Source organism: Microvirga solisilvae, from assembly GCF_022808595.1.
In the GTDB taxonomy this organism is placed as follows: domain Bacteria; phylum Pseudomonadota; class Alphaproteobacteria; order Rhizobiales; family Beijerinckiaceae; genus Microvirga; species Microvirga solisilvae.
Map to the genome: position 1 here is coordinate 1 of NZ_JAKUCN010000001.1, position 17,405 is coordinate 17,405.

Annotated in this window: 17 protein-coding genes; 6 read left to right on the top strand and 11 right to left on the bottom strand. The window is 61.8% G+C overall.

The window, feature by feature from the left end; all coding sequences use genetic code 11:
- Positions 1-2,157 (bottom strand): PAS domain-containing protein (locus tag MJ639_RS00005; RefSeq protein WP_243367514.1); only part of this gene is annotated, 2,157 nt, incomplete at its 3' end.
- Positions 2,158-2,206: 49 nt separating this feature from the next.
- On the bottom strand, positions 2,207-4,318 hold the full coding sequence (locus MJ639_RS00010) for a S9 family peptidase (RefSeq protein ID WP_243367516.1): 2,112 nt from the start codon (positions 4,316-4,318) through the stop codon (positions 2,207-2,209).
- A 430-nt stretch (positions 4,319-4,748) separates the two neighbouring features.
- On the opposite strand from MJ639_RS00010, the gene MJ639_RS00015 reads away from it, so the two are divergent.
- Positions 4,749-5,177: a Ros/MucR family transcriptional regulator gene (locus tag MJ639_RS00015; protein ID WP_243367518.1), complete on the top strand. Its 429-nt coding sequence runs from the start codon at positions 4,749-4,751 to the stop codon at positions 5,175-5,177.
- Positions 5,178-5,504: 327 nt separating this feature from the next.
- A complete protein-coding gene (locus tag MJ639_RS00020; RefSeq protein WP_243367520.1) occupies positions 5,505-6,377 on the top strand; it encodes a DUF6456 domain-containing protein in 873 nt (290 codons plus the stop codon).
- On the opposite strand, the gene MJ639_RS00025 is transcribed toward MJ639_RS00020, so the two are convergent.
- Together MJ639_RS00025 and MJ639_RS00030 are read right to left on the bottom strand one after the other, a co-directional pair.
- Positions 6,374-6,817, bottom strand: a complete 444-nt coding sequence (locus tag MJ639_RS00025; RefSeq protein WP_243367524.1) for a SufE family protein — start codon at positions 6,815-6,817, stop codon at positions 6,374-6,376. The genes MJ639_RS00020 and MJ639_RS00025 overlap by 4 nt on opposite strands.
- Positions 6,818-6,886: 69 nt before the next feature.
- The gene (locus MJ639_RS00030) at positions 6,887-7,216 is read right to left on the bottom strand and encodes a hypothetical protein (protein WP_243367526.1); all 330 of its coding nucleotides are present in this window, start codon (positions 7,214-7,216) and stop codon (positions 6,887-6,889) included.
- Positions 7,217-7,528: 312 nt separating this feature from the next.
- Here MJ639_RS00030 and MJ639_RS00035 point away from each other — a divergent pair, with 312 nt between their 5' ends.
- The 3 genes from MJ639_RS00035 (at position 7,529) to MJ639_RS00045 (ending at position 9,329) form a co-directional block, all read left to right on the top strand.
- The gene (locus MJ639_RS00035) at positions 7,529-8,482 is read left to right on the top strand and encodes a peptidoglycan-binding domain-containing protein (RefSeq protein ID WP_243367528.1); all 954 of its coding nucleotides are present in this window, start codon (positions 7,529-7,531) and stop codon (positions 8,480-8,482) included.
- Positions 8,482-8,823 (top strand): DUF1491 family protein, encoded by a 342-nt coding sequence (locus tag MJ639_RS00040; protein WP_243367530.1) that lies wholly within the window; start codon positions 8,482-8,484, stop codon positions 8,821-8,823. The genes MJ639_RS00035 and MJ639_RS00040 overlap by 1 nt, the downstream gene beginning before the upstream one ends.
- Before the next feature lie 305 nt (positions 8,824-9,128).
- Entirely contained in the window at positions 9,129-9,329 is a 201-nt protein-coding gene (locus tag MJ639_RS00045) for a hypothetical protein (RefSeq protein ID WP_243367532.1), read from the top strand.
- Between the two features lie 39 nt (positions 9,330-9,368).
- On the opposite strand, the gene MJ639_RS00050 is transcribed toward MJ639_RS00045, so the two are convergent.
- From MJ639_RS00050 to MJ639_RS00065, 4 genes are all read right to left on the bottom strand, one after another.
- The gene (locus MJ639_RS00050) at positions 9,369-9,872 is read right to left on the bottom strand and encodes a GNAT family N-acetyltransferase (RefSeq protein ID WP_243367535.1); all 504 of its coding nucleotides are present in this window, start codon (positions 9,870-9,872) and stop codon (positions 9,369-9,371) included.
- 8 nt (positions 9,873-9,880) lie between these two features.
- On the bottom strand, positions 9,881-10,444 hold the full coding sequence (locus tag MJ639_RS00055; protein ID WP_243367537.1) for a DUF1254 domain-containing protein: 564 nt from the start codon (positions 10,442-10,444) through the stop codon (positions 9,881-9,883).
- Positions 10,441-11,034, bottom strand: coding sequence for a DUF1214 domain-containing protein (locus MJ639_RS00060; RefSeq protein WP_243367539.1), 594 nt, complete (start codon positions 11,032-11,034; stop codon positions 10,441-10,443). The genes MJ639_RS00055 and MJ639_RS00060 overlap by 4 nt, the downstream gene beginning before the upstream one ends.
- Positions 11,035-11,111: 77 nt before the next feature.
- Positions 11,112-13,322 (bottom strand): transglycosylase domain-containing protein, encoded by a 2,211-nt coding sequence (locus MJ639_RS00065; RefSeq protein WP_243367542.1) that lies wholly within the window; start codon positions 13,320-13,322, stop codon positions 11,112-11,114.
- Positions 13,323-13,540: 218 nt separating this feature from the next.
- Between MJ639_RS00065 and MJ639_RS00070 the strand changes: the two genes are divergently transcribed.
- Positions 13,541-14,047: a YcgN family cysteine cluster protein gene (locus tag MJ639_RS00070; RefSeq protein ID WP_243367544.1), complete on the top strand. Its 507-nt coding sequence runs from the start codon at positions 13,541-13,543 to the stop codon at positions 14,045-14,047.
- Here the strand turns inward: MJ639_RS00070 and MJ639_RS00075 are convergent.
- The 3 genes from MJ639_RS00075 to MJ639_RS00085 form a co-directional block, all read right to left on the bottom strand.
- Positions 14,044-15,120, bottom strand: a complete 1,077-nt coding sequence (locus tag MJ639_RS00075; RefSeq protein ID WP_243367546.1) for an AI-2E family transporter — start codon at positions 15,118-15,120, stop codon at positions 14,044-14,046. The genes MJ639_RS00070 and MJ639_RS00075 overlap by 4 nt on opposite strands.
- A 388-nt stretch (positions 15,121-15,508) precedes the next feature.
- Positions 15,509-16,093, bottom strand: a complete 585-nt coding sequence (locus tag MJ639_RS00080; RefSeq protein WP_243367548.1) for a DUF2939 domain-containing protein — start codon at positions 16,091-16,093, stop codon at positions 15,509-15,511.
- Positions 16,094-16,245: 152 nt separating this feature from the next.
- Positions 16,246-17,334 carry a TRAP transporter substrate-binding protein gene (locus MJ639_RS00085; protein ID WP_243367550.1) on the bottom strand — a complete coding sequence of 363 codons (1,089 nt, stop codon included), beginning with the start codon at positions 17,332-17,334 and terminating at the stop codon, positions 16,246-16,248.
- Between the last annotated feature and the right edge of the window lie 71 nt (positions 17,335-17,405).

Below are 17,405 nucleotides of genomic sequence, written 5' to 3' on the forward strand. Positions count from 1 at the left end.
GGGGCCGCCGAAGGTCGACAAGGCGCCATGCTTGGCGGCGTTGGTGGTCAATTCGTGAATGGCCATGCCGATGGGCACGGCCGCCTCCGAGGGCAGCTCGATATGCGGGCCTTCGACGAGGATGCGGTTGCGCGCCTCGTCCTCGTAGGGGCCGAGCTCGGTCTGGACGAGTTCGCGCAGGTCGGCCTTCTGCCACAGGTCCTCGGTGAGCAGGTTGTGGGTGCGGGCGAGCGAGACGATGCGTCCGACGAAGCCCTGGTAGAAGTCATCGATGCTGGTGGCGGTGCGTGCGGTTGATCCGACGATGGCCTGGACGGTGGCGAGCGTGTTCTTGACGCGATGGTGCAGCTCGCGGATGAGCAGCTGCTGCCTCTCTTCCGCATGCTTGCGATCCGTGATGTCTTGGAGCACGCCAGTCATACCGCTTGGGCTACCGTCGGGATAATAAGTGCCCTGGCCCTGAGAAGCGACCCAGATCGGCACGTCATCCCCGAACCGCCTGACCCGATACTCGACGCTGAATTGAGTGCGGTTCTGAACGGCGCTCTGCATGGCGGCCACCATGCTCGGCAGATCGGCTGGGGTGATCCGATCGCGTAGTTCGGAGCGCGTGAAGCTGGAGCCTGGAGGAAGGGCGAAGATTTCGGCCGCACGATCGGACAGCGAGATGACGTCAGTCGGGCCATCGAGACGCCAATCGCCCATATGCGCGGCTTGGAAGGCCAACCGAAGTTGCTCCTCGCTGCGACGCAGGGCTTCTTCCGTCATCTTGAGATCATGGACGTCCACGCTGGTGCCAACCCAGCCCTTGAACTCGCCCGTGGCGCTGTGCACCGGCGCGCCCTGGATCAGGTGCCAGCGATATTCTCCTGCCGCAGAACGATAGCGGGCCTCCGTTTCATAAGCCGTATGATTGGGGACCACATGCTGCAGTTCCACCTCCATGCGTGCCCAATCGTCCGGGTGAATGGCGCGCGCCCAACTGTGCCCGAGCGCCTCCTCGGGCGGAAAACCGGAATAGGTGACCCACCATTGGTTCGTGTAGGTGAGCTCGGTTTTCGGATTGAGAATCCACACGAAGGCGGGGAGGGACTCCGCAATGATCTGGAAGCGCGCCTCCGTCTCGCGCAGCTCGCGCTCCGCACGGGCTTTCTCGACCGCGATCCAAACCCGATCAGCAACATCGACCACGAGTGCGATGTCGTCGCTTGGCCACGCGCGCGGCTGCGAGGAGCTGACATAGAACACGGCCGTAAGCTTGCCGTTCTTAAGAAGCGGAGCGCTCAGGATGGTCCTGACATTGACGCTGCTGTAGAACGCCTGCAGCGTGGGATCCTGAAGATTTGGATCCGTCGTCACATCCTCCGTGACAACGGGGAGGCCTTTTCTCAAAGGCTCCATCACGAAATCGGGAATATGAGCGAGCTGCTCCGCCCGGCCTTCGTTGCTGATAAGTCCTCTCGACCATTCCCGCTCGACGATGATGACACCGCGATTGTCAAAGACCTCGCCATAGCCGGTGCTGTCGACCTTCAGGAACTTGGCAAGGCTTTCCGCTGCGGTTTCCATGATGCGGAGGGGATCTTCCTCACTGCCGATCTTGTCGTTGAGCTCGAGCAGAAATTCCTGGCGGCGTTGCGCGAGAGTGGCTTCTTCCTTGGCCTTCTCCCTCTCCGTGACATCCAGAAGAACGCCTGCGATGCGAATAGGCTTGTCGCCTTCATAGATTGCGCTGCCCCGCGCCAGAACACGCGCGACGCGGCCATCCGTCCGGATCACCCGATGCTCGATATTGAAATCGGTTTTCGTGCGGATTGAATAGCTGATGGCCTGCTCGATGCGCTCCACATCAGCAGGGTGAAAGACCTGTTTCAGCTCTTCATAGGTGAGCGTTGCGTCGGGGCGTAGTCCGAGTGTCGCTTTGAATCCGGGCGATCCTGTCACAACACCCGTTTCGAGGTCACGCTCCCATGAGCCGAGCTTGCCGATATCAAGGGCCATGCGCAACTTGCTGCCGCTGAGGCGCAAGGCATGATCCGCCTCCCGCAGTTGCTGCTCAAGCTCCGCAATCCGCTGCCTCTCGACCGATGACGTCTCATCGTTCCTCTGCAGGGGGACAACCTCTTCGGACGCCTTGATACTCCCGCGCTTGTTCATGCGGGTTCACTCTCTGTAGGCCTGGACGTCACTATGATGACACGTTGCATCAATTCTGAAACCCCTCGGCGCATTTGATCGCAAATGCATAGGCCAGGGCGACCTCTTCGAGCCGGTCGAAGCGTCCGGCCGCTCCCCCATGGCCCGCATCCATGTTGAGCTTCAAAAGGATCGGTCCTCCGCCCGTCATCGTGGCCCTCAGGCGCGCCACCCATTTGGCGGGCTCCCAATAGGTGACGCGCGGATCCGTGAGCCCCGCAAGCGCAAGGATCGCGGGATAGACCTGAGGCTTTACGTTATCATAGGGCGAATAGGACAGAATGGTACGGAACGTGGCCTCGTCGGTGGCCGGGTTGCCCCATTCGGGCCATTCCGGCGGGGTGAGGGGAAGCTCGGCATCCAGCATGGTGTTGAGCACATCGACAAAAGGCACCTCGGAAATGATGCCCGCGAAGAGGTCAGGCGCCATGTTGGCCACAGCCCCCATCAGCATGCCCCCGGCGCTGCCGCCATGGGCGATGATCTTTCCTCGAGAGGTATAGCCTGCCTGGATCAGCGCTTCGCCGCTGGCGATGAAATCCTTGAAGGTGTTCGTCTTCTTCTCGCGCTTGCCGTCGAGATACCAGCGCCAGCCTTTTTCCGTCCCGCCGCGGATATGGGCGATGGCATAGACGAAGCCCCGATCCACCAGGGACAGTATGCCAGTGCGGAAGCTCGCAGGCATGGACATGCCATAGGAGCCGTAGCCGTAGAGGAGGCAAGGGGCGGAGCCGTCGAGGGCGATCTCCTTCCGATGCAGGATCGAGACCGGCACCTGCTCCCCGTCAGGCGCAGTGGCGAAGAGGCGGCGGGTCACGTAATCGGCCGGATTGTGCCCGCTCGGCACCTCCTGGCGCTTGCGCAGAATACGCTCGCCGGTGCGCAGGTTGTAATCGGTCACCTCGCTCGGAGTGGTGAGCGACGAGTAAGTGTAGCGGATCACATCCGTGTCGAACTCGTAGCCTGGTGTGAAGCCGAGCGAATAGGCTTCCTCGTCGAAGGCGATCGCTTCTTCCCGGCCGGTCGCGATCTCGCGCATCACGATCCTCGGGCTCGCGTTTTCCCGTTCCAGGCGCACCATGTAGCGGGCAAGCGCCACGACCGAGAGGATCATGATGCCGGGCCGATAGGGAACGAGGTCCTTCCAATGAGCCCGTCCCGGCGTCGCCACCGGAGCGGTCATGATCTTGAAGTCTTCCGCTCCATCCGCGTTGGTGAGGATGATCAGGCTGTCGTCATGATGCTCCACATCATATTGCAGTTGCGGCGTCCGGCCCTCGACGAGGCGAGGCGTGGCGGAAGCATTCGAGCGATCGATGAGCCAGACCTCCGAGGTCTCGTGGTCGCTGGCCTCGATCAGCACGAAGGCATCCGATTGGGTCACCCCGAGCTTCACGAAGAAACCGGGGTCCTTTTCCTCGTAGATGGAGGGATCTTGCGCCGGGTCGGTGCCGATGAGATGGCGCCGAACCCTGACAGGCCGGTGGTTCTCGTCGAGTTCGACATAATAGAAGCCCGAACTGTCGTTGAGCCACACCACGCCGCCGGAGGTGTGGAGCACCTCGTCGGGCAGGTTCTCGCCGGTCTCGATATTGCGGATGCGAATCGTGAAGTATTCGGAGCCTTTGACGTCCGAACCCCAGGCAAGAAGGCGATGGTCGGGAGAGTGGTCCGCGCCGCCGAGATCGAAGAAGGCATGGCCCTCGGCTTCCTTATCCCCGTCGAGCATAATGGTTTCGCCATCGCCATTCCTGGGCTTGCGGCAGACGAGCGGGTGTTGGCCGCCCTCGCGGTAGCGGGTGAAATAGGCGAAAGGCCCGTCGGGCTGGGGCACGGAGGAATCATCTTCCTTGATGCGCCCGCGCATCTCGGCCACGAGCCGGGCCTGAAACTCCTCCGACCCCGCGAAGGCAGCGGCCGTATAGGCGTTTTCCTGCTCCAGGCATGTCCGGATGGACGAATCGAGGGAAGCCGGGTTTTTAAGGACCTCCTTCCAGTTCTCGGCTTTCAGCCAAGCGTAATCGTCCTGGATCCTGACCCCATGCACCTCGAAACTGTGCGGCCTTGCCGGCGTGATCGGGGCAGGGGGCAGGGGGCGGGACGGGAGGCGCTCAAGTTTCATGGAGATGATCCGGGTCGCGTCTGAAGACGGCATGATTATGCATAGATAACTCGATTTTCCCATGCAGGGTCCCGCTACGGGAGGCATGGGCTTTCGAGACACTGCGTTAGCTCAGTGTCATTATAGCTACTTCTTCTGGCTGAGAGGTCGCGAATTCAATTTTTTGCTACCAGGACCGAGTCGGAATTTCCCCTACGTTAAACATGGGTTTATTAAAGAGGGAAAGTTGACCCCAAGTTTTCCAAAGTTTTCCTTTGAAAGAACTTGTCTTCTGAATGATTTTGACATACCTGAACCTCCAGGCACGATTTCTGTGCATGTACAGTGCGGTTCAAGAATGAAGCAAGCATTGCTTGCGTGATGACTGCTCAAGAAACAGCCAGAAAGGCATTTGAGCCGTTCTTGTGGGCCGGAAAGGAAGAAAATCAAAATGAGCGACAATATCGCTGCGTCGAATTACATTGAGCTGGCTGCTGATATCGTTTCGGCCTACGTGAGCAACAATTCTGTTCCGTCGTCCGATCTGCCCGCGCTGATCAACGATGTCCACACCGCCCTCATGCGCGTCGGTGGCGGCACGGTCGAAGCCCCGATCGAGGCTCCCAAGCCGGCCATTCCCGTGAAGAAGTCCGTCACTCCCGACTACATCGTCTGCCTGGAGGACGGCAAGAAGTTCAAGTCGCTGAAGCGCCACCTGCGCACGCAGTACAACATGACCCCCGAGCAGTACCGCGAAAAGTGGGCCCTGCCGGTCGATTACCCGATGGTCGCCCCCAACTACGCCAAGGCGCGCTCCGAGCTCGCCAAGGAGATGGGCCTCGGCCAGCAGCGCCGTAAGCGCCGCTCCTCCCGCGGCTAAGGCCGGGTTCGGGAAGACAGTTCAAAGCCGCCCTTCGGGGCGGCTTTTTTCGTTGGAGACTCAAGTCTTCAGGATGCTCGCATCATGGCGTTTGTGGGCCAGCCTCACGCACTCCCCGACTTATCCTCACTCTTATCAACAGAATTGAATCTCGTTGACAGCTAGGAATAACGGCCCACTATCAGAGGTGGAGGGGCGTGTCCTTTCTTTCTTTATTTATAGGAACAAAACATGAACAAAAAACAGAACGAACAGGTTCATCAAAGCATTGCTCAGGCAGGCCTTCAGGCACCTCGGAAGGTGAAAAAGGCGAGGCGGATCAGCAACGTGAGAAGTCGTTGCGTTACCGTGGCGGCATCGGCCAGGCCCGATTCTCTCTCGCGTGAGGCGAAACGACTTCTGGCTGTACTCAACGCAGCGGAAACACGCGTTCTGGTGGATCCGATCCACGAGGGTAGGGTCATCGTCCACAGGAAGCGCGCAGGGATCTCGGTGGGGGCAGGGAGCTTCGACATCGCGGATGCTGAGCGGCTCGTCCGGGAGGATCTCGCTTCATGGCAGCAGGGCGGCTCCTCGCAGAAGGTGCTGACCTTGAGCGAGGTGGGACGTGCCTATCTGCGGCGCAATTCGCTGAGTGATTCCGAGATGGCCTTCCTGCACCAGCACCGGGAAACGGCGCAGGTCACGATGGAGACTGAGGCCGGTCCTAAGCGGGTGCGGGTCGACACGGAGGAAAGCCCGCTCGACTGGCTGCGCCGCCGCAAGGATCGCAATGGGGAGCCGATGATCGACGAGACGGCCTATCAGGCAGGCGAGAGACTGCGCACGGACATCATGCTGGCGGGCCTGCTGCCGGGCGTCACGGCGCGTTGGGATGCGATGCCCAGCGGCGGAGGCGCGTTCTCGCCCTCGGAGGCCACCGACCGGATGGTGGCCGCGCGCCAGCGCATTCGCCACGCCTTCGACGCGGTGGGCTCGGATTTCAGCGACTTGCTGATGGACCTCTGCGGCTTCCTGAAAGGCCTCGAGCTGATCGAACGGGAGAGGGGCTGGCCACAGCGCTCCGCCAAGATCGTGGTGCGCCTCGCCCTGGCGCGGCTGGCCGAGCATTACGGCATCGAGGCCGCAGCGCGAGGGCCCGCTGCATCGCGCGGCATCAAGACGTGGCGTGCGGTGGTGATCGAGGGTGGGCGAGCTTAACCGGCGCGCGTGAGCGCTCCGGCTTGAGCGGCTGACGCATCGCGACGGATGCGCTCGACCATGGATCTGACGCCATTCGACCGTTGCGGCGTCAGGTGCTCCGCAAGGCCGAGATCCTTGAACAGGGCGATGGCGTCCGTGGAGAGAGCCTCCTCGGGCGTCTTGCCGTTGTAGAGCGAGAGCATGAGGGCCACGAGGCCGCGCACGATATGGGCGTCGCTGTCGCCGAGAAGACGGAGCACAGGCTTCCCGCCGGAATGGTCCAGGCGGGTCTCGAGCCAGACCTGGCTCGCGCAGCCCTGCACCTTGTTGGCGTCGTTATGCGCCTCCTCGGGCAGGGGCTCCAGCATCCGCCCCAGCTCGATCACATAGCGATAGCGCTCTTCCCAGTCGTCGAGCAGCTCGAAATTGGAGACGATCTCGTCAATGGTCGGCAGCATGGCATCCCTGCTTTGTCTGCCGGTCATATAATCATTGCCGAAGCGTTTGGCGACCGGGCAGGGCGGTTGTCAGCTGCGCGGCTTGTGCGTCGTGGACGCGCGGTCGTCCGAGGTCAGCGTGTCGGAGGGCTTCGTGGCCACGGGCGTGAGGCCCGAAGTGGTGAGGATCTTGTCCACCACCGCCTGCTTGGCGGTGTCGGGCAGGGCCTGCCAGACGGTCTCCAGATGTCCCGCTTTCGCGTCCGCTGAGGGTGGGTTCACGGGCGCAGGCGTCGCCTGTTCGGCGGACTTCGGCGCGAAGAAGGCCTGGAGCGGATCGGGCCCTTCACCGCGCTCGCGAACGGGCGAGTAGTAGTAGATCACGCCGACAATGAGAAAGAAGCGCAGGATGGAAAACATATGGCGGCCGCCGATGCCTGAATGAGCTGAAATGGTGATGCATCATAACGTGCCGTTTGCGCCTCGCGTAGGCGACGGCGCGACAACCTGAGAACAGCATGAATGAAAAGTTAAGGGCCTGATTGATTGACCCCGAGCCGTTAAGAACCTTGGATTTCCTAGAAGAAATATCACGTGTCGATGATGGTCGTGCGCGGATGGATGTTCATGCGGCTGTCAGCGGCATGGATTTAGAAATTTGCGAGCGTGTGGTTTTAGGGTTCGCTTAAGAGGCCTCTGCCACGCTTTCGACAAGAAGAAGGAGGAGCGGCCTTGGGCGCTCTCGCCGATGGCCTCCAGCTGATGGGGACTTGTCGCGGCGAGGCAGCGCCCAACCATCAGGCCTGCTCCTTCGATGATGGGATGATGATTGTGCGTGACGCTTTTCTAGTCGAGCCCGATGACGATCTTGATCTGCCGGCCGTGGTGCGGCGGAAGGCTCCACCGCGCCCGCAGCAGAAGCGGGCATCAAGGCAGGCGCCTCGCAAGATTGGCATGGGGGAGAAGCTCGTTTCCCAGGCCGCGAACAATCCCGGTCGTGTGGCGGCGGCTCTTTTCCTGACGGGCTGCGCGGGCGTGATCGCCTGGAACGCGCTTGTCCTGCAGAATGTCCGCCATCCCGCGCCGCTCTTCAACGTGCGCGATCCTGCCATGGCCGGGGCGCCCATGCCTCTGACACCGCCCGCAGCGCAGCCCTTGCCGCCGACGAGGCCCGGCGAGGCGCCCGAGGCGCAGGCACTGGCAGCGCATGAGCAGCCTCTCCAACTCGTGCCGCCTCCCGTCGAGCCGCCGCCGGCTCCGGCTGCACCCGCGCCTCGCGCCTCATCGCGCAGCGCGATCTCCGACCTCATCCGCAGCAACGGCACGCCAGCCCCTGCGCCGCAGCCGCAGCGTGTGCAGCAGGCCGCCGTTCAGGCGTCCGCTCCGGTGCAGGCTCCCGTTCGCGCGCCGACGGTGCGCGATCCGATTGCCGAAATGATCCGCCTCGGCGGTCCCGTGCCGACGCCGCCCGCGAATGTGGGGCAGCCTGCAAGCGACGGCGTTCTTGCCGGCCAGCGTGCGCTCGCGCGCCTCGGCTACGGCGTGAGGGTCGATGGCGAGATGGGGCCCGGAACGCGCCAGGCGATCCAGAAATTCGAGCAGGACCGTCGTCTGCCGATCACCGGCACGTTCAATGCACGCACGGCGCGTGAACTCTCGGCTGCATCCGGCATTGCCGTGCAGTAATGGCACGCCTGCGCTCCGACTTCTGGGTTTCCGCCTATCTCCGTCGCTGCGGCGTGGAAGGCATCGATGCCGCCTTGCGCAAACGCGGTTCCGCGGAGGCGGGGGCGATCTTCGTGAAGGTCGATCATCTCGACGGCACCGCGAGTCTCTACGGTCCTGCGCCGCAGCTTTTTATCGATGATAGCGGCGAGCGCCTTTTCGCACCGATCCTGCAAGGCGTGTTTTCTCTCGATGTGGAAGAGAGGATGACGCGGGAACTGCGTTTCGATTCCGATCTCTGGCTCATTGAGGTGGACGACCGCGAGGGGCGTCACTTCCTCGATCTTGCGCCTGACGCCTGAACCGTCCCTGCGATCGTGCTCACACATGCAGCCGTCGTCGCGGTTGCCATGCTCATTTCTCCACATAGTCGCAGCCTGGTCGTTGCACGTGTGCATGACAGCATCGCGCTGATGTGCGTGGTTGCACATATCAAACATGAACACCAAGGAATTCAAGGAACAGAAGCGAGTCTGGGGATGTTGTTTTCATGTCAGGCAGCGTGAATTTCGGGCAAGCTCCGACGCTTAGTAACGAGCTGTTAACCATAAGGCTTTTTGTGTGAGCAAGTTACAGAAGCGTGCTTTAGATTTTTGAGGAGGTTGCGATGCAGGATATGTGGGCAAGAGCGCCCGGTGTGGTGATCGCTTTTCCGGATGCTGCGGAACGACCGCAGAAGCAGCACCTGAATGACGGTGAGCCGAGAGGCGAGATCCTGCTGTTCACGGGTGTGCGTTACGAGAGGCCGGCGCCGAATCCCGGACCGTCCCGTCCTTACGCCAGCAACCGTCCAGGCCGCCGCTCCTGATTTCCTTTTAGTGTTTGTTTTCACGTGACGCTTTTCGCGTCAGCTGAGCGCCTTTGCGAGATTACGCGTCATCAGCACTGCATCCGGTCCATAGGTGAGGAGTTTTCCTTCCAGGCCGGGAACATCCGCCTTCCGGAAATCGAGCCGCTCCCAGAATCCTTGGGAGTTGTTGACGGCTACCAGCGACAGATTGCCGAAACCCGCCTTTGCCGCATGCTCGGCGAGTAAAGCGCCGATCTTCGCCGCGTGGCCCTTGCCGCGCGCCACGGGCAGCAAGGCGACGTCATGCACGTAATAGGTCGTGGCATCCCGAGGAATGTCGACGAGCATGGAGTTCAGCGCGGGCGGCTTGCCGAAGTGCCAGGGATGCGTGAGCGCATAACCGATGAGGTGCTCATCTTCTTCAAGGACGAGGCAGCCCTGCGGATAAAGATGCAGGCGCTCTTCGAAGACCGCCGCATCCTCGGGATGGTCGAGATGGATGGCATCAGCCAGGGCCTGTACCTGCGCGAGATCGCGCGCGCTCATAAGACGCCAGGGCATGTCTGATCTTACTCTTGCTGCTCGGTGGCACAGGAGACGGCCTTGGCGGCCTCTTCTGCAAGCGGACGCTGGCTTGCCGTGGGAGCTGCGACGCGGATGATCACGAAACCTTCTCTCTCAGGGGCGACGATGCGCACGTCCCGCGACGGCTCGTTCTCGTCCTCCGCCGCGCGCGCTTCGTCGAGTTGGCGCGCGGTCATCGCGACGATCTCAAGATCGCCTCGCACGGCGGCGCGGTCCGTCACCGCGAAGAAGACGCCGCCCGCCTCCCTGTGAAACGAGAACGACAGCATGGTCGCTCCCGTCTTCGCCGAAACGCGCATCGGCCCATCCCGCAGATCGTAGGCGCAGGCGGCAACCGCAACTGCCGGATCGGGATAGGGCATCCAGGTATTCTCGGCGCCCGGGGCGCTGATGATCTGAGCCTTCTCCGCGCCGAGCAAGGAACCGATCTTCGCGAAAGCATCGTTCTCCGCGAGATGCGGTGTTGCGAGGATAGAGACGATGTGAACGCCTGCCGCCAGAACGAGGCCACAGAGCGTTGCGATCAGGAAGCGGCTGAAGCCTCTCATGAGCCGCACTCCACGCGCTGAATGGTGGGGAAGACGCTGTCAGTCAGGCCGGTGCCCGTCGCGCCGGGCGTATCATAGAGCCTCAGCACAATGCTGAACGGGCCGGAGGCGGGAAGCTGGAGCCAATTGCCGTCCTGAAGAGTTCGGGAAAGCGCGATCGTGAACCGGTCCTGCGCATCACGCACGATCTCGCTGGAAGTGAAGCTGCTGCGTCCCAGTTCCGTCTTCGAGATGCGGCCATCACGATCATAGACGGCCAGCGTCCAGAGCCGCGCATTCGGGACGCCGGGGCCGACGCGATAAGTGCAGGCCGCATTCAGGCCTCTTCCCTCGCTGTCCGTCGTGGCGGTGAAGCCGAGGCCTTCGCCGATAGCCAGGGGAATCTCGCTGCGCTGGGCGATGATAGCGCGCATATAGGGATCGGCCTCAGCAGAGCCGAGGTCGGGCCATGCCTTCCACGGGCCGATGCTCAGGCTGCCGAAGGGCGGATCGCCCTTGAGAACGAAATAGGTCGAGCCAAGACCCAGCCCCAGCGCGAGAAGGAGCGTGTAGACGATCAGGACGACGGTGGGGATGGATCGATTGGTCACGGATTTTGTTACATGCGTCGGGGCGCGCATCGAAGCTGCCTCGGCGGCATTCGTCAATATCGTCTCGCTGTTCATGGTCAGGGCATGGCCACTTGGCGGGACGGTCCCACGGATCCGGTCATGCCCTCGATGGTGCTTTCCTTGACCGTCGCACCGCTGCGCTCCACCGTTTGGAAGAGGGTGCCGATGGTGCCCAGCACCTCAAAGGACTTGCGGGACAACGTACCGGCCAGGAAAGCCTGAGAGGGACCCTGAGCCTGATCCACAGCCGGACGGCCCGAATTCGCCACACGGGCAAAGGCGCCCGAGTCCACGCCCGGGATCGGGCGGATCTCGAGGTTCTGGTGCGCGATGTTCATCACCTCGTGCCAAGTCAAAGCGGGCAGGGTGCCGCCGGTCATGTTGTTCATCGGCTTGGAATCGTCGTTGCCGTACCAGACGGAGGCGACGAGGTTGCCGGTATAGCCGACGAACCAGGCGTCCTTGTAGCCATTGGTGGTGCCGGTCTTGCCCGCGACGGGCACGCCTTCGATGGCAGCGCGCTTGCCGGTGCCTTCGGTCACGACCTTGTTCAGCATGAAGTTCATGTCGGTGACGACACGCGGCTCGAGCACCTGCTTGGGAGGCGTGTCCCGGTCATGGCGATAGATCACCTCGCCGGACGAGTTGCGCACTTCCCAGGCCGCGTAGGGCTCGGCGCGCTTGCCGCCATTGGCGAAGACGGCATAGCCCGCTGCCATGTCGATCGCTGTCACTTCGGCGGCGCCGATGGGCAGGGGAGCCTCGTTCGCCAGCGGGTGGGTGAGGCCCATGCGCTTGGCGGTGTCGATGATGATGGCGCGGCCGGCCTTCGCATTGCCCTTGCCGATCTCGAGCGACATCCGCACCGGGATCGAATTGATAGAGCGCGCCAGGGCCGAGCTGAGCGGCATCGAGCCGGAGAAGGAGCGTCCGTAATTCTGCGGGCACCAATTGCCGAGGCAGATGGGGGCGTCGACGACGTTTGACGTCGGACGCAGTTTCGGGTTCGTGGTGAGCGCCGCCGCATAGACGAAGGGCTTGAAGGACGAGCCCGGCTGGCGCAGGCCGTTCGTGGCGCGGTTGAACTGGCTCTGACCGTAATCGCGGCCGCCGACGATGGTGCGTACGGCTCCATCCACGTCCATGACGACGATGGCGCCCTGGCCCGCACGGTACTGGCGGCCGTTCTGGCGGAGCTGGTTCTCCAGCACCTCTTCCGCGTGACGCTGCAAGGCGGTGTCGAGAGGCGTCTTGACGATGAGCACGCGCTCGGCGCCGAACTTCTTCTCGGTGGCCAGCGCCTGCACCTGCTCGAAGGCCCAGTCGAGATAGAAGTCAGGGGTGCTTTCACGCTCACGATTGACCGGCGTGGCCGGGTTGCGGCGGGCCGTCTGGATCTGGCCCTCGGTGAGGAAGCCCGCCTCGACCATGTTGCGCAGCACCTCGTTGGCGCGGGCGCGGGCAGCCGGCAGGTTCACATGCGGAGCGTACTTCGTCGGCGCCTTGAAGAGGCCTGCCAGCATGGCGGCTTCAGCAAGCGTCAGATCCTTCGCGGGCTTGCCGAAATAGTAATCGGCAGCAGCCACGACGCCATGGGCGCCGCCGCCCATATAGGCGCGGTCGAGATAGAGCTTGAGGATCTCGTCCTTGGTCAGGTGGAATTCGAGCCAGAGAGCCAGGAATGCTTCCTTGATCTTGCGCTCCAGGGAGCGCTCGTTCGTGAGGAAGAGGTTCTTCGCCAGCTGCTGGGTGATGGAGGAGCCGCCTTGCACCACGCCGCCGCCCTGGGCATTGACCAGGAGAGCGCGGAAGGTGCCGATGGGATCGATGCCCCAGTGATCGTAGAAGCGCCGGTCTTCCGTCGCGAGCGCCGCCTTGATCATGTAATCCGGAAAGTCCTCGAGCTTGTAGGAATCGTCGAGGTGGAGACCACGTCGGCCGACCTCCTGGCCGTAGCGGTCGAGGAAGGTAACGGCGAGGTCCTGGGTCTTGAGCCAGTCGTCCTCCGTCTCACGGAAGGCGGGAAGCGCCAGGGCCAGCATCACGATGCCGCCGGCGGCGCCCAGGGTCGTTGCCTCGCTGGTCAGGTCGAGGAGGACGCGCGTGGGCCCGCGAAACCGCAGACATTTCATCTTCTCGGAATAGGACCCGTAGGCTGAAGCCAGCCGATTCCCGCTCTGAAACAGGAACGAGTTGAGCCAAGCATCCAGCCAGAGCGCGGCATGCTTGAGCCGTGTCGAGAAGGGGGTAGGGGGCTGCTGGCGCACGATGGTCCCTTAGGGCAGGTCAGTAAGCCTGAGATGCCTTGTTTTATGATCGTTGATTTCCGTTACGGCAACGTTCGCACGTGACGTCCTGTGTTATCAACAACTCACAAACATGTTCCCCGGTTCACCTAGAGCATACCGGCCCAAGAAAAAGGTTTGTGGTTGTGTGTTGCCGCACCTTCCTTCAAACCGCCGCAAAGAAAGTTCACAGAGCCCGCATGTCCCCCAAAACACTGCACAATCGCTCCGAGCAGGAGGAGCAGCCTTTCTGGCGCGTGAAAACGCTCGAAGCCTTGAGCCTCGACGAATGGGAGAGCCTGTGCGACGGCTGCGGCCGCTGCTGCCTGGTCAAGCTCGAGGACGAGGATACGGCCGAGGTTCTCTATACCGATGTGGGCTGCACCCTGCTCGACGACGAGACCTGTCGGTGCCGGGATTATCCGAACCGCCAGGCCAAGGTTGCCGATTGCGTGCGGTTGACGCCGGAGGCCGTGCGCAGCCTGTCATGGCTGCCGAAGACCTGCGGTTACCGGCTCGTCGCGGAAGGCCGCGACCTGCCCTGGTGGCACCCGCTCGTCTCGGGCGATCCGGAAACGGTGCATGCGGCCGGCATCTCCGTGCGCGACCGGGTGGCGGGACCCGAGGAAGAGTTCAGCTTGGCCGAGCTCCTGGAGCGCCTCACGGATTGGCCCATGGAGGATGGAGCCTCCGAAGAGCCCGCTTAGATAGCACTGTCCTCCTTCGCCTCCGCCTCGCCCGGAATGGGTGTCTCCTCGCCGAGCGTTTCCCGCACATAGAGCTTCTTCACCAGCACATAGACCACGACCGCCAGCGGGAAGCCGAAGACCAGGCCCAGGGTGCCGAAGAGGATACTTCCGACCAGGATCGCGAAGAGCGCCAGCGCGGGGGGAATGCTGACGACGCTGCGCGCTATCAGCGGAAAGATCACATTGCCTTCGATCTGCTGGATCGCCAGGACCGCAAGGATAGTCCAGAGCGCGGTCTCGCCGCTGATGCTGAAAGCGAACAGCACGGCAGGCAGCGCGCCGAGAATAGGGCCGAGGAACGGGATGAAATCGGCAAGACCCGCGATCATGCCCAAGGCATAGGGGGAAGGAAGGCCGATGATCCAGAATGCGAGAGACGACAGAACCGCAACGCAGGCCATGGCGATCAACTGCGACATGAGCCATAGACGCAGGGCCTGACCCGCAGTGTCGAGCGAGCCTTCCGCGAGTTCATGATGGCGCTTGGGGAAGAGCTTGATGAAGCCCTGTTTGTAGAGCCTCGGCGAAGCTGCGATGTAGATGCCGGCAATCACCACGAGCAGGAAATCCGCAAAGCCGCTCAGAACCGCACCGCCGATGCCGGCGATTCGCGTCGCTAGGCCTCCGGTCGGCATGTTGTTCATCATTTCCGACAGGTCGTCGGAGACAGCGCCGAAGCCGAGCTGCTTGCTGAAATTGTCGATGACGAAGGGGAGACGCTCCACCACGTTGGTGAATTGCGCCCTCATCTGCGTTCCGAACAGAGCGATCAAGCCAAGAACGATCGCAAAGATGATGATGCTTGCGACCCACAGGGCCCAACGCTCCGGGACGCGCAGGTATCGAACGAGCACATCTGCGGAGGCGTGCAGGATCAAGGCGACAAGGATGGCTCCGAAGGCCAGCAGCAGAACATCCGCCAGCTTCCAGAGCAGCAGCGCCAGCAGAATAAGACCTAAGACGATGAGGGTTTTTCGGACGAACTCGGCATCGCCCATGATCCTGCGAAAAGAATACCCGTCTTCGTCCATCAATCCACTTCCTGCCTCGCCAGATGACAATTAAAACGGCGAAGCTGGGTTCCCTCGTAAGATCTGTTCCATATCCCTAGGGGCTTTTTTGTTCCTGCTTGGCTGTTGTTATTTTGTATTTGTGGCGTGGTTTTCGAAAAGGAACGTAAAACGCTAAAAGCAGTTGATCTGGCAGAAGGAGGATTCATGTAATGACCTCGAATGTCATCTGCTTTTTGCTTGGCACGGTATTCCCATTGGCAACCGTTGGCTGGATCATTTCTCATTGATTGTCAGAACTAATCTTGCCGGCGATTTTGTAGGGGCAATAAGGCTGCCGACCTGCTCAGAAACTTAAAAACCCGCCACGAGATGAGGCGGGTTTTTTAATGCCCTCTAGTGACTCTTCTTAACGCGATGCGACTGCCGCGCGTTTGATCAATTCTTCGCGCAGCGCTGTCGGAAGCTCAATGCCGCTCAAGCGCCAAGTGGTGTCTCTCAGTCGCATGGTAATCCGGAACTGCTCATCTTTGGGTTGATCGATCCGGATCGGAATGGTCACGATCCTGAAGCCCTCGGTTTCCGAAAACAGGAAGGTACGCCAAGCTTCCCGTAGCGAGCCTATTTCAAGGCGTGGTGGAGGAGGCGCATTCTCGGGGCGCCCCATCGTCTTCTCGGGCCAGCCATGCTCGAAAAGATCGGCTAGTGCCTCGGGATTGATGAACTGCTCGATCACAGGGTTGAGAACAGCGGCCCCAGCCTCCGCGGCCATGTCCCGTTCCTGCCCTTCCAGATCCCGATCCTTCAGATACTCGTTGAGGATCTGGCTAGAGAGCGAGGTTCGGAGAGCATTGAAATTCACGCGCTCCGTGATCCGGTCGATGTCGCGCGCTTCCACCGCCTTGCTCAGGTCGTAGAGCGCGACGAAGGGCGAGACCAGGAAGATCGCCCAGGCCAGAAAAAGGAGAAAGCTTATCCGTAACGTCCAGCGCATGTGCTCGGTACTTCCTTCGCTGTGCCGCCAGTCTTTCGCTTTGAAAAAGAAGAACGGGCTGCGATTAGGGAAGGCCCCTATGTGGGAAGCGCCGAAGACAAAAAAAGGGCGACCGAATGGCCGCCCTTTTTCGGATTTGATGGGAGATCCGATCAGCCGCGAGCGCGGGCGCGGATCATGAAGGTGTCGTAGGCGTACTCGGCCACTTGGAACCAGAGATACTCTTCGCCACGGAAGGCCTTGATCGAGTCGATGACCTTCTTGAAGTCGGCGTTCTTGGCCGAAACCTCATCGAAGACCTCGTTGGTGGCCTTGTAGGCGGCTTCCAGGATTTCCGGTGCGAACGGACGCAGCTGCGTGCCGGCGCCGAGCAGACGGCGCAGGGCGGCCGGGTTGCGTGCGTCGTACTTCGCCAGCATGTCGTTGTTGGCGTAGCCGGCAGCGGTGGTCAGGATCGCCTGATACGCTTTGGGGAGTTCTTTCCACTTTGCATTGTTGATGAAGAGGTGGATGGCCGGACCGCCTTCCCAGAAGCCCGGATAATAGTAGTACGGCGCGACCTTCGAGAAGCCGAGCTTCTCGTCGTCGTAGGGGCCGACCCACTCAGCGGCGTCGATGGTGCCGCGCTCGAGCGACGGATAGATGTCGCCGCCGGGAATCTGCTGCGGCACGGCGCCGAGCTTGGCGAGAACCATGCCGGCGATGCCGGCAATGCGCATCTTGAGACCCTTCAGGTCATCGACCGTCTTGATCTCCTTGCGGAACCAGCCGCCCATCTGCACGCCGGTATTGCCGGCAGGCATGCCGTACAGGTTGTGCTTGGCGTAGAACTCGTTCAGCAGGTCATTGCCGCCGCCGTGGTACAGCCAGGCGTTCATCTGGCGGGCATTGAGGCCGAAGGGGGCCGCCGTGCCGAGAGCGAAGGTCGGGTCCTTGCCGAAATAGTAGTAGGAGCAGGTATGGCCCATTTCGATGGTGCCGTTGCCGACCGCGTCGGCCACCTGCGGGGTGCCGACGATTTCACCGGCGGCGAAAGGCTGGATCTGGAACTTGCCGTCGGTTGCTTCCGAGACGTACTTCGCGATCACTTCGGCAGCGCCGTAGATCGTGTCGAGGGACTTCGGGAAACCGGATTGCAGGCGCCACTTGATCTCCGGCATCGACTGAGCGATGGCGGGGGCGGCTACCGCCGTCGTGGCGGCACCGACCGTAGCGGCCTGAAGAAATTGACGACGCTTCATGGATAAAAACTCCTCCCTGGATCGTGACTTCGTCACTTGCGCCCAATTGACACCAAATCGAGGGGCGGCTG

Bases quoted from the DNA above. Each gene is read 5' to 3' on its own strand.
- MJ639_RS00010 (WP_243367516.1), bottom strand. From the start codon at position 4,318: ATGAAACTTGAGCGCCTCCCGTCCCGCCCCCTGCCCCCTGCCCCGATC.
- MJ639_RS00015 (WP_243367518.1), top strand. From the start codon at position 4,749: ATGAGCGACAATATCGCTGCGTCGAATTACATTGAGCTGGCTGCTGAT.
- MJ639_RS00025 (WP_243367524.1), bottom strand. From the start codon at position 6,817: ATGCTGCCGACCATTGACGAGATCGTCTCCAATTTCGAGCTGCTCGAC.
- MJ639_RS00030 (WP_243367526.1), bottom strand. From the start codon at position 7,216: ATGTTTTCCATCCTGCGCTTCTTTCTCATTGTCGGCGTGATCTACTAC.
- MJ639_RS00040 (WP_243367530.1), top strand. From the start codon at position 8,482: ATGGCACGCCTGCGCTCCGACTTCTGGGTTTCCGCCTATCTCCGTCGC.
- MJ639_RS00045 (WP_243367532.1), top strand. From the start codon at position 9,129: ATGCAGGATATGTGGGCAAGAGCGCCCGGTGTGGTGATCGCTTTTCCG.
- MJ639_RS00050 (WP_243367535.1), bottom strand. From the start codon at position 9,872: ATGCCCTGGCGTCTTATGAGCGCGCGCGATCTCGCGCAGGTACAGGCC.
- MJ639_RS00055 (WP_243367537.1), bottom strand. From the start codon at position 10,444: ATGAGAGGCTTCAGCCGCTTCCTGATCGCAACGCTCTGTGGCCTCGTT.
- MJ639_RS00070 (WP_243367544.1), top strand. From the start codon at position 13,541: ATGTCCCCCAAAACACTGCACAATCGCTCCGAGCAGGAGGAGCAGCCT.
- MJ639_RS00075 (WP_243367546.1), bottom strand. From the start codon at position 15,120: ATGGACGAAGACGGGTATTCTTTTCGCAGGATCATGGGCGATGCCGAG.
- MJ639_RS00080 (WP_243367548.1), bottom strand. From the start codon at position 16,093: ATGCGCTGGACGTTACGGATAAGCTTTCTCCTTTTTCTGGCCTGGGCG.
- MJ639_RS00085 (WP_243367550.1), bottom strand. From the start codon at position 17,334: ATGAAGCGTCGTCAATTTCTTCAGGCCGCTACGGTCGGTGCCGCCACG.